A 10,849-nucleotide genomic window follows, 5' to 3' on the forward strand; every position below is an offset into this window, starting at 1 on the left:
AGATGTGTATAAGAGACAGGATCTGGACTGGCTGATGGCAAACGGCGAGCGCACCGGGTGGTACGTCGGACGGGTGCAGGCCCTGTTGGCGCGCGTCCTGACGCTGCCCATGCCGACCGCGGCGGCCGTCGTCGGCCACGCCTTCGGGGCCGGCGCCATGCTGGCACTGGCCCACGACTTCCGGGTGATGCGCGCCGACCGCGGCTTCTTCTGCCTGCCCGAGGTCGACATCCGGATCCCGTTCACCCCGGGAATGGCGGCGCTGATCCAGGCCAAGCTCGCCCCGCAGGCGCAGGTGGCGTCCATGACCACCGGCCGCCGATTCGGCGGGGTGGACGCCGAGCGTTTCGCGATCGTGGACGCCACCGCCGGCGAAGGCGCGGTGGCCCCGGCCGCGGTCGAGATGCTGCGGCCGCTGGTGGGCAAGGATCCGGGCACCCTCGGCGCGATCAAGGCCACCATGTTCGGCCCGGCCGTGGCGGCCCTGACAGCCTGAGCTGATACCTCAGCCCGCTTCCAGCCGGGCGCGGACCGCCGCCAGCCGCTGGGCGAGTTCGGCTTCGCCGATCACCCCGCGGGCGATCAGCGAGTGCGCCAGCGATACCAGCTGGTTCTCCGGGAACGGCAACTGTCGATAGCGGGTCGTCGACAGCGCGTCCTCCTCGTCGCGGCGGTCCTTGAACGTGAAGCTCCCGGCATCGAGGGCATCGCACATCCCGTCGAGGCTGGTCTTCCACGGCGGCAGAGGGTTTTCCACGCCGTACTTGGCCGCCATGACCGGCCAGGACTGGTTGCGTTCGGCGATTTCGGCCAGTGTCGCAATGAGCTCGGTGTGTCCCGCGGGCTGTGGACCGGGGACGGTGGGGTTCACGACGGCGCACCGCTGCCGGTGACCGGGTTGTTCGCCGGCCGGGTCTTGGTGATGACGTTGCTGCTCACCCCGGGCTTGGGCAGGGCGACGCCGATCAGGCAGTCCCGCGTGATGATCTCGGCCAGTTGGTCCTCGGTCCAGCCCTCAGTGCCCGCCGGCCGCATCGGCATCACCATGAAGCGGTGCTTCTGGTTGGAATCTTCCACCCGCACTTCGACGTCCTCGCCGAGATCGAGACCGAACTCGGAGAGAACCTGCCGCGGCCAGCGCACGATCCGGCGCCGGTAATTCGGGGTGCGGTACCACTCCGGGGAGTTACCCAGGATCGGCCGCGGGTAGCACGAGCACAGCGAGCAGACGATGACATGGTGCACGGTGGGGGTGTCCTCGAGAATGTGGAAGGCGACGAAGTCGCTGGGCGTGCCGAACCCGGTGGGTTCGAGCCAGTCCACACCCACCTGTTTGCATGCGGCGATCGGGTCCGCGAGGGCCGCGGCTTTGAACTGCGGGTCCACCCAGGCCTTGGCGACCAGGCGGGCGGCCGCGGTCGGGCCGATGTTCTCGGCGTACTCGGTGAGATGGCGGTGCTCTTCGGCGGTGAACAGCCCCTTTTCGATACACAGTTCGCGCAGCGCGATCTCGAGGACTTCGAAGTCGGTGATCTCTTCGACCATCGGCTTGACCGTGCGGGCGTGGTCGTGATCGTGGTCGTGATCGTGCATGGGCGGGCCTTTCCGTCGCAGGTGTCAGGCCGGCTCCAACCAGCGTTCGGGAAGTTCGGTCTGCAGGCTGTCGTGGGCCGGCCCGGTGTAGGTATCCCACAATTCGGTCTGGTTGAACCGCACGATGTAGAACCACTCGGGTTGGGCGTCCTCGCGGTCCCACGATTCGTCCTCCGGCGCCGGGCTCTCATAGGCGACCTCGGCGATCGTGCCCGTGGCGCCGCGCACGTATTCGGGAGTGCGGGTGTAGAACATCACGGGCAGATTGCGTACCCGGACCCGGTCACCGAGCGTAAAGCGGGCTGGGCCGGCACGCCCGGCGAATCTCTGCGGGTCGCCGACGCCCACCGCTTCCAGGTGGTGCTTGTTGCGGGCCACGGCCGAGCCGTCGCCTTCGCAGCGGGGTTGGGCATCCAGGTGAGCACCCGCCGGCAGCCCGGCGAGCCGGTCGTACACCTGCGCCAGGCGCTGGGTCAGCTCGCCGGAGGTGATGTGCTGCTTCTCGATCAGCACGCGGCCCACCGACCACAGCCATCGGGCGTAGTAGGGCAGGCCGAGGTACACCGCACGACCCACGTCGACGTTGCCGATGCGCCGGCGTTCCTCGGAGACCCAGATCCCGCGCCACCCGAGCGTTTCGCACAGGACGTAGGTCATCAGTTCCCAGCGCTCTTCCTCCTTGTTCTCGAAGACCCCCGGGGCCGCCGGTTCCCCACCGACGTCGTGGCTCGTCTTGAGATAGGCCCAGTAGTGATCCCGGCTGACCTGATCCGGCATGGGCCATTCCGGATCCTCCGGAAAGGTGGCACGCAGCCGGGACAGCAGCGAGAGCTGTTCTTCGCGTTCGGCAGCTGTTGTCATGGGCGATCCTCGATACCGGTCGCCGGCCGCATTGACTACGGCCCACGGCCACACTTGTCACGCGCTGAAACCACAGCATAACCCGCAAGACGGGCCGGGATAAGGGTCCGTTCGGCCGGGCTCAGCCGCAGGTGATGCGGCTGCCGGCCCGGTCCAGCGGATCCGGTCCCAGCCCCAGGAACTCCGAGCGCAGCCGGTCCCACAGCTCCAGCTGCTCCCACGCCGGTTCGGCCCGGACCTGCTGATCGTTGGTCAGAAACGGGTTCGGCAGCAGCACCGTCATCATCTGCTCGTCGCGCCCGTTGAACAGCCGCACCCCCCACGACGAGGGATCGCCGTCGCGCCCGAAGAAGCGGTACAGCTCCGCACGCGCGCACTGACGGATCTTCCGCAATTCCCGGGGCGCCCCGACGTGGTTGCCGATGCACAGGTGAAAGTGCCAGCGGCCGAAGTCGACGGTGGCGTAACCGTCGGCCACCGAGATCTTCTTGGGTGCATTCGGAGCGACCACCTCCCAGGCGGCACCCTGGATGATGGTCCCGAACCAGATCTCGTCCCAGTACTCGTCAAAGCACAGGTGCAACAGCTTCAGAAGGTCGGCCTTACCGACTGGAAGCGGCCAAACCTGTTCTCTGCCACCGCCTTCGGCTTCCACGATGGCAGGTTCGACGAGCTGATTCTGGGTCATGTCGATCTACCTCTTCTGTCCGGTCAGCAGCACGCTGGGGCGTACCGGCCAGGACAGTCAGGCGCGCCGCTCGCTCCCCGGTCGGCGGCTCTTTCACGATACCGAAACCGGTGGCCGGACCGTGCCGTATCGGGCGGGTTCGCTCCCCGGCTAGGTCAGTCGCTCGGTGAGGAACTCCACGACACGCTTGCGCGCCTCGTAGGCGGGGTGGCCGTCGGCCTCGCGGACCTGATCGGTGAGCACCGAGTGCGCCATCCGGGACAGGCCGTGCGGGTTGCCCGACGAGGAGTCGATCTCGATCACCTCGAAGGCGTCCCCGAGTCGGGCCTTCAGCGTCGCGAAACGGTCACCGGGAGCCATCTTGTCCTCGCTGAACCGCAGGCCGAGAGCGCACAGCCCCTCGTTGGCGGCGCGGTCGGCGACGACGCCCAACTCGACCTCGGAGAGCCCGGGGTCACGGCGCTGCTTGAGTGTCAGCGGGATCGGCACAGACGGCTGGCTGAGCACCGGAGCCAGCACGGCGTCGTCGACGGCTGCGGCCAGCGCGAATCCGCCCGTGAAGCATTGGCCGATCACCCCGACCCCCTTACCCGGGGTCTTCTCGTTGAGATCACGGGCAAGTGCCCGCAAGAACTGGGTCACCGGCCGCTGCTTGTCGGTGGCAAACCCGGCGAATTCCCTTGCCACGCAGCCCCGACTGATGGTGGCCAATGCGTAGCCGGGTGTGATCGCCTTACCCGGCACACCGAACAACGACGGAATCGCGACGGTGAACCCGTTGTCCACCAGGTGGTTTCCCAAAGCCAGCACCCCGGGATGCACTCCTGGCATCTCGGGGATGAGCACCACGCCGGGACCATTCCCCTTGCGATACACATCATGGGTGAACCCACCGCCGGTGAATGACTCGGCGACCCATCCGGTCAGGTCTGCTTGGGGTGCCTTCATGTGGCCCTGTGCCCTTCCTCGGCCGGCGTCCGCGGCCCGAGTGTTAGGGTATCGGCGCGAAGCGCCAGGCACGCGGCGTTGCGCCCCGTTTCCGCGACGATGGGGTGAGTCGGCTGAGCGAACCGGATCTGCACCATCACGGCGACGTCGAGGCCGGACCCGGCCTGCTTGACTTCGCGGTCAACGTCTACGCCGGGCCACGCCCGGACTGGCTCGAGCACGCCCTGCATGCGTCCCTCGATGACGCGGTGGCCTACCCCCAGGTATCGGCGGCCCGTGCCGCGCTGGCAGACCGGCACGGTCTTTGCGCCGCACAGGTACTGCCCACTGCGGGCGCGTCGGAGTCCTTCGACCTGGTGGCCCGCATGCGGCCGTGGCGTTGCCCGGTGGTGGTGCATCCGCAGTACACCGGCCCGCATGCCGCGCTGACCGCGGCCGGTCACAGCGTCACGACGGTGCCGTGCCGGGCCGACGACGACTTCGCGCTGCACCCCGACGCGGTGCCCGCCGACGCCGACCTCGTGGTCGTCGGCAACCCGACCAACCCCACCGGGGTGTTGCACCCAGCACAGACACTGCGCCAACTGCTGCGCCCCGGCCGCGTGGTGCTGGTCGATGAGGCCTTCCTCGATGCGATCCCCGGTGAGCCAGAGACTCTCTGCGGGGAACGGCATCCGGGGCTGCTGGTAAGCCGCAGCCTGACCAAGCACTGGTCGATTCCCGGGATTCGCGCGGGATACCTGCTTGGCGACCCCGCGCTGCTCGCCGAGGCAGCCCGACTGCAGATCCCGTGGTCGGTGTCGGCTCCGGCGCTGGCCGCCATGCGCGCCTGCTCGGATGCTCGGGCAGCGCGCGAAAGTGACCGGCGTGCCCTGCAGCTGGCATCTTGGCGGGCGCACCTGGCTGCGGGCCTGGCCGCGCGCGAGGTGCGGTTGGTCGCAGGCCCGGCTCCATTTGTGCTGGCCCAGGTCGGGCGCGGCGTGCACACGGCGTTGCGCGAGAACGGCATCGCCGTGCGACGTGCGGACACCTTTCCGGGCCTGGACGACAGTTGGGTGCGGATCGCGGTGCGGCCGCCGGGACTGACCGATGAGCTGCTGGCCGCACTCGACCGGGCCCGGCAGTGATTGCGGGCCGGGCGCTGGGCTTGGCGCTGGGGTACGCCGCCGACCGCGCCTGGGGCGATCCGCGACGGCTGCACCCGGTCGCCGGATTCGGCGCCTGTGCGCTGGCAATGGAGCGGCGAACCTATCGCGACAACAGGGCCAGCGGGATGGCCCATGTTCTGATGCTCGTCGGCGGCGCCGTCGGGCTGGCATATGCGGCCGAGCTCTGCGCCCGAACGCTCTGGGCGCGCACCGCGCTGACCGCCGCAGTCACCTGGGCAGTCCTCGGCGGTCGATCACTGGAGCGCGAAGCCGACGCCGTACACGCCTTCCTGGCCGCCGGCGACCTGGACTCTGCCCGTGCCCGCGTGCGCAACCTGGTCGGGCGCGACACCACGGCGCTGGAACCCGACGAGATTGCCCGGGCCGTCGTCGAATCCGTCGCGGAGAACACCTCAGACGCGGTGGTGGCGTCATTGGCGTGGGGGGCGATGGCGGGCGTTCCGGGTCTGGTCGCGCACCGCTGCGCCAACACGCTGGATGCCATGATCGGACACCGCAATGCCCGCTACGTCCGGTTCGGCTGGGCAGCAGCGCGGTTGGACGATCTGATGGGCCTGCCGCCTGCGAGGTTGAGTGGCGTCCTGGCGGCTGCCCTTGGCTCTGATCCCGCAGGCGCACTGCGGGCGTGGCACCGAGACTCCCGGCGCCATCCCAGTCCCAATGCGGGGGTGGTCGAAGCCTCGTTTGCCGGGGCGCTGGGGCTACAGCTCGGCGGGGTGAACACCTACTACGGGAATCGGCGGGAAGATCGGGCACGGCTGGGCTGCGGTCGAGCTCCCGCACCGTCGGATATTCCGCGGACGACGCGGCTGGCCCGGCGGGTGGGCGTCGGCGCCCTCCTGACCGCGGTGACCTGGTGTCTGGTCTCTGGGACCAAGAGGTAACAAATAATTGACGGCCCCTCCGGCCGGGATCGCGGGCTTCCAGCTATGGCCTGGCAAATGTGTCCAGAGCTGAATTAGGCCTGTCACACGTCTGTAACAGCCCCGCCATCAAACCTTCCTAGGGTGAAGCAACTCACGCCACATGTAACGATAGGAAGTCCATTGAGTGGAAACAGCACCCGCTCGCAGGCGATTGCACAAGTCGAAGCCCGTGTACCCCCCGCATGCAGCTTCGACCCCGAACAGGCCCCCGGTGAGATCTTCGGCGCCAACGTGTTCACCAGGGCGGAGATGCAACGCCGGCTGCCCAAGGCGATCTACAAATCGGTGATAGCTACCCTCGAAAAGGGCGCCAAGCTTGACCCGACGGTGGCCGACGCTGTTGCCGCCGCGATGAAGGACTGGGCGTTGGAGAAGGGCGCGACCCACTACGCGCACGTGTTCTACCCGATGACCGGGCTGACCGCCGAAAAGCACGACAGCTTCCTCGAACCGGTTTCGGACGGACAGGCACTGGCTGAGTTCGCCGGCAAGACCCTGACCCAGGGCGAGCCGGACGCGTCCAGCTTCCCGTCCGGAGGTCTGCGATCGACGTTCGAGGCCCGCGGCTACACCGGCTGGGATGTGACCAGCCCCGCCTACATTCTGGAGAATCCGAACGGCAACACGCTGTGCATCCCCACGGTGTTCGTCTCGATGACCGGTGATGCGCTGGACTACAAGACGCCCCTGCTGCGCAGCCAACAGGCCATGGGTGTGCACGCCGAGCGCATTCTGAAACTCTTCGGGCACACCGACCTGGAGAAGGTGGTCTCATTCTGCGGCCCCGAGCAGGAGTACTTCCTGGTCGACCGGCACTTCTTCGTGGCACGGCCCGACTTGCTCACCGCCGGCCGCACCCTGTTCGGCGCCAAGCCGCCCAAGGGGCAGGAGTTCGACGACCACTACTTCGGCGCGATCCCCGAGCGGGTGCTGGGCTTCATGATGGACACCGAGCGGGAGCTGTTCAAGCTCGGCATTCCGGCCAAGACTCGCCACAACGAGGTCGCCCCGGCTCAGTTCGAGGTGGCCCCGATGTTCGAGCGGGCCAATATCGCCTCGGACCACCAGCAGTTGATGATGACGGTGTTCAAGACTGTCGCCAAGAGGCACGGTATGGAGTGCCTGTTCCATGAGAAGCCCTTTGCCGGGGTTAACGGCTCCGGAAAGCACGTCAACTTCTCGGTGGGTAACGCCGACTTGGGTTCACTGCTGGTGCCGGGTGACACTCCGCACGAGAACGCCCAGTTCCTGGTGTTCTGCGCGGCGGTCATCCGTGCCGTGCACAAGTTCGCCGGGCTGCTGCGCGTTTCGGTGGCATCGGCCACCAACGACCACCGACTGGGCGCCAATGAGGCGCCGCCGGCGATCATCTCGATCTTCCTCGGCGATCAGCTCGCAGATGTCTTCGAGCAGATCGCCAAGGGCGCTGCGACGTCGTCAAAGGGCAAGGGCAGCATGATCATCGGCGTCGACACCTTGCCGGAGCTGCCCACCGACCCGGGCGACCGCAACCGCACCAGCCCGTTTGCCTTCACCGGCAACCGATTTGAATTCCGGGCGCCCGGTTCGAGTCAGACCGTCGCCGTGCCGATGATCATCCTGAACACCATCATGGCCGACTCGTTCGACTACCTGGCCACCGCGCTGGAGAAGGCAGTGGCCGATGGCGAAGACTTCGACAGCGCGGTGCAGAAGCTGCTCACGGACGTCATCACCGAACACGGGGCGGTGGTGTTCAACGGAGACGGCTACTCGGAGAACTGGCAGGCTGAGGCCGCCGCACGCGGGCTGCCCAACCTCAAGACCACCTTGGACGCCATCCCGGAACTGATCAAGCCCGAAGCAATCGAGGTCTTCGAGAAGTACGGCGTCTTCAACGAGCGCGAACTGCAGAGCCGCTACGAAGTGCGACTGGAGCAGTACGCGCTGACCATCGGCGTCGAGGCCAAGCTGGCGCTCGAAATCGGGTCGACCATCATCCTGCCGGCCGCGATCCGCTATCAAACAGAGCTGGCGCAGAACGTCGCCGCATTGACGGCAGCCGGTGTGACACCGAATCTGACGCTCCTGCAGTCCGTCTCGGAGCCGATCAATGCGCTGACCGAGGCCCTGGACACCTTGAAGGCGGCACTGTCCGATCATTCGGCGGAGTCCGCGCTCGACGAGGCCACGCATGCCCAGAAGGCACTGTTGCCCGCCATGGATGCTGTCCGGGCCGCTGCCGACACGTTGGAGGGTGTCGTGGCCGACGACCTGTGGCCGCTGCCGACCTATCAGGAGATGCTCTACATCCTCTGATCCGCGGGGAGTGGTCAGATTCTTCGCCTGGGGTGGGTCTGCCCTATCAGAGACGCATCCCAGGCGAAGTGTCACGACTCGCTTCTGATCAGCTCAACGACCGGGATCACCCGCTGGGTGCGTTCACGGTACGTGGCGAAGCCCGGGTAGCGCTCGGCTTGGATCCCATAGAGCCGGTCGTGCTCGGCGCCGGTGATTTCGGTGGCCGTGACCGCGAAGGTGTCGGTGCCGAGTTCTACCGTCGCCGAAGGATTGGCCCGCAGGTTGTGATACCAGCTCGGATGGCTGTCCTTGCCCTCGTTGGACGCGAACACGAAGATTCGCTCGCCCTCCGGCAGATACATCATCGGGCTGGTGCGCAGCTGTCCCGATTTGGCCCCGGTGGTGGTCAGCAACAGGACCGGGGCCCCTTCGAATCGACCGCCCAGCTTTCCTCCGCTGCTGCGGAACTCCGCGATGTTACGGGCGTTGAACTCCAGGGTTCGCTGTGCGTCCACGGGCGACCATCTCCTTAGTCGATACCCACGAAGTGCTCGATCACCGGCGGCGATTCGTAGAAGCCGTGCAACAGCGCACGCCACTGTTCGAACTCCGGCGACTTCCGGAACCCCTCGGTGTGCGCCTCAATGTTCTCCCACTGCACCAGCAAGAGGTACAGATTCGGCGACTCGACCGAGCGGGACATCGAAATCCCGAGGAATCCGGGCGCAGCGGAGATCAACGGTCGCGCCTTGGCGAAGGCTGCTTCGAAATCGGCTTCGCTGCCTGGCCGGATGGGCAGTACTCCATGTTCCACAATCACGCCTGCCAGTCTGCCCGACGGCGTCGATAGCCGGGATTACCGCCTAAAGACCCTTGTCTGTTACCGAATGACACAGATACGTTACCCGCGACAGCCACAGATTTCCCTGGAGGTGACGGGATGAGCGCTCTGGCAGCGGCAGTCGTCTTTGTCTGGTTGGGCATGGTGCTGGCGATCTCTTTCCTGGAAGCGCCACTGAAGTTCCGAGCGCCGGGGATCACCCTTGCACTGGGGCTCGGTATCGGCCGACTGGTGTTCCGGGCCCTCAACGCGGTGGAGATCGTGTTGGCGGCGGTGGTGGTGTTGGCGGCGGTGGTGGTGTTGGCGGTGGCCACCGCTGCCCCGGGACCGATCGCGCTGGCCGGGGTCGCCGTCGCGGTGGCGGTGCTGAGCGGGCAGATACTGCTGGTCCGGCCCCTGCTGCGCCGTCGCTCGGATGCGGTGCTGGCCGCGCAGACCGCACCACCAGGCGGAATCATCGAGCGCTCCCGCGCCCACTACGCCTACGCGGGTCTGGAGGTGGTCAAGGTCGCCGCACTGCTGACCGCGGGCGTCGCCCTGCAGCTCGCCTCAATAGCCGGCTAGGTCCCCGCGCGTTCGGGTGCCGTTCCTACCACCGGGCAACACCCGCCTCACGGCGCGCCCGGCGGTAGGAACGGCAGCCCCGACGGCGGGCCGCCGCCCGCCAGCTCCAGCAGAGCGTCGACGTCCAGGTGCTCCTCGATCAAGTCCCCGAGCAGGTCGAGCCGGCGCTCCCGGGCAGCCGGAAAGGACACCCCCGACGGGGCCAGCCCGAGAGCGTCGGACAGGAATGCCGCACGCACCGCGTCGACCTCCAAACACCCGTGCCGCATGGTGCCGAAAACCTGGCCGGCGCGGACACCGCCGAGAAGGGCGTCATCGGCCGCGGCATCGGGTCCCCGGATTATCCGGCCGTGGTGGATCTCGTATCCGCCGTCGGACAGGTGCAGAACCTTGTCTGCGGCAAAGCGTGTTTCGACGTCCAGCAGGCCCAGCCCGACAACCTCACCGGGCGCTCCCTCGATTCCCGCGGGATCGCGAATCATTCGGCCCAGCATCTGAAATCCCCCGCAGATCCCCAAGACCGGCTTACCCGCGGCGGCGTGCGCGGCGATCGCGAAATCGATTCCACGCGAACGCAGCCAGGCCAGATCGCTGATGGTCGACCGAGTTCCGGGCAGCACCACCAGATCCGCGTCGGTCACCCCGCGTGGGTCGGCGGCGAACACCACGTCCAGGTCGGGTTCGAGTCCGAGAGCGTCCAGGTCGGTGAAATTGCTGATCCGCGGAAACCGAATGACCGCCACACGTCGCGCCGCGGTGCGCCCCGAACGCCGGCCTTCGAGGTCGAGCGCGTCTTCGGAGTCCAGCCACAGCTGCGGGTGCCACGGCAGGGTGCCGAACACCCGCCTAGCGGTGAGACGCTCCAGATCCGCCAGGCCGGGCTCCAATAACCGCAGCCGGCCCCGGAACTTGTTCACGATGAAACCCGCCACCAGTGCCTGGTCCTCGCTCGACAGCAGCGCGACGGTCCCGAAGAACG

General features: G+C 67.4%; 13 protein-coding genes. 5 read left to right on the forward strand and 8 right to left on the reverse strand.

Translation table 11 applies throughout. The annotated features are described in order from the left end of the window. A partial coding sequence (locus LI92_RS16835; RefSeq protein ID WP_046320811.1) for an enoyl-CoA hydratase-related protein occupies nucleotides 1-496 on the forward strand: 496 nt, incomplete at its 5' end. Between the two features lie 9 nt (nucleotides 497-505). On the opposite strand, the gene LI92_RS16840 is transcribed toward LI92_RS16835, so the two are convergent. From LI92_RS16840 to LI92_RS16860, 5 genes are all read right to left on the reverse strand, one after another. After that, complete coding sequence (locus LI92_RS16840; RefSeq protein WP_286135159.1) at nucleotides 506-775, reverse strand: thiocyanate hydrolase; 270 nt, start codon at nucleotides 773-775, stop codon at nucleotides 506-508. A 92-nt stretch (nucleotides 776-867) separates the two neighbouring features. After that, complete coding sequence (gene scnC, locus LI92_RS16845) at nucleotides 868-1,593, reverse strand: thiocyanate hydrolase subunit gamma (protein WP_046320814.1); 726 nt, start codon at nucleotides 1,591-1,593, stop codon at nucleotides 868-870. A 24-nt stretch (nucleotides 1,594-1,617) separates the two neighbouring features. Continuing rightward, nucleotides 1,618-2,454 (reverse strand): SH3-like domain-containing protein, encoded by an 837-nt coding sequence (locus LI92_RS16850; RefSeq protein WP_046320816.1) that lies wholly within the window; start codon nucleotides 2,452-2,454, stop codon nucleotides 1,618-1,620. A 121-nt stretch (nucleotides 2,455-2,575) separates the two neighbouring features. Further along, the gene (locus LI92_RS16855; protein WP_046320818.1) at nucleotides 2,576-3,142 is read right to left on the reverse strand and encodes a DUF7676 family protein; all 567 of its coding nucleotides are present in this window, start codon (nucleotides 3,140-3,142) and stop codon (nucleotides 2,576-2,578) included. Nucleotides 3,143-3,292: 150 nt separating this feature from the next. Then, nucleotides 3,293-4,090 carry a dienelactone hydrolase family protein gene (locus tag LI92_RS16860; protein ID WP_046320820.1) on the reverse strand — a complete coding sequence of 266 codons (798 nt, stop codon included), beginning with the start codon at nucleotides 4,088-4,090 and terminating at the stop codon, nucleotides 3,293-3,295. A gap of 104 nt (nucleotides 4,091-4,194) precedes the next feature. On the opposite strand from LI92_RS16860, the gene cobC reads away from it, so the two are divergent. The 3 genes from cobC to LI92_RS16875 all read left to right on the forward strand — a co-directional run bounded on the left by cobC (nucleotide 4,195) and on the right by LI92_RS16875 (nucleotide 8,483). After that, a complete protein-coding gene (gene cobC, locus LI92_RS16865) occupies nucleotides 4,195-5,217 on the forward strand; it encodes an Rv2231c family histidinol phosphate aminotransferase CobC (RefSeq protein ID WP_286135158.1) in 1,023 nt (340 codons plus the stop codon). Then, entirely contained in the window at nucleotides 5,214-6,143 is a 930-nt protein-coding gene (gene cbiB / locus LI92_RS16870; RefSeq protein ID WP_046320821.1) for an adenosylcobinamide-phosphate synthase CbiB, read from the forward strand. Before cobC ends, cbiB begins: the two co-directional genes overlap by 4 nt. 162 nt (nucleotides 6,144-6,305) lie before the next feature. Next, nucleotides 6,306-8,483 carry a glutamine synthetase III family protein gene (locus tag LI92_RS16875; protein ID WP_046320822.1) on the forward strand — a complete coding sequence of 726 codons (2,178 nt, stop codon included), beginning with the start codon at nucleotides 6,306-6,308 and terminating at the stop codon, nucleotides 8,481-8,483. 71 nt (nucleotides 8,484-8,554) lie between these two features. Here LI92_RS16875 and LI92_RS16880 read toward each other — a convergent pair whose 3' ends face one another. Both LI92_RS16880 and LI92_RS16885 read right to left on the reverse strand, forming a co-directional pair. Continuing rightward, nucleotides 8,555-8,980: a nitroreductase family deazaflavin-dependent oxidoreductase gene (locus tag LI92_RS16880; protein WP_046320824.1), complete on the reverse strand. Its 426-nt coding sequence runs from the start codon at nucleotides 8,978-8,980 to the stop codon at nucleotides 8,555-8,557. A gap of 14 nt (nucleotides 8,981-8,994) precedes the next feature. Further along, nucleotides 8,995-9,285, reverse strand: a complete 291-nt coding sequence (locus tag LI92_RS16885; protein WP_046320826.1) for an antibiotic biosynthesis monooxygenase family protein — start codon at nucleotides 9,283-9,285, stop codon at nucleotides 8,995-8,997. Nucleotides 9,286-9,405: 120 nt separating this feature from the next. Here LI92_RS16885 and LI92_RS16890 point away from each other — a divergent pair, with 120 nt between their 5' ends. Further along, the gene (locus LI92_RS16890) at nucleotides 9,406-9,870 is read left to right on the forward strand and encodes a hypothetical protein (RefSeq protein ID WP_046320827.1); all 465 of its coding nucleotides are present in this window, start codon (nucleotides 9,406-9,408) and stop codon (nucleotides 9,868-9,870) included. Between the two features lie 47 nt (nucleotides 9,871-9,917). Here LI92_RS16890 and LI92_RS16895 read toward each other — a convergent pair. Beyond that, the coding region (locus tag LI92_RS16895; RefSeq protein ID WP_046320828.1) for a cobyric acid synthase at nucleotides 9,918-10,849 on the reverse strand (932 nt) is incomplete at its 5' end.

Origin of the sequence: Mycobacterium sp. UM_Kg1 (assembly GCF_000972925.1) — a bacterium.
GTDB classification, from domain to species: domain Bacteria; phylum Actinomycetota; class Actinomycetes; order Mycobacteriales; family Mycobacteriaceae; genus Mycobacterium; species Mycobacterium hiberniae.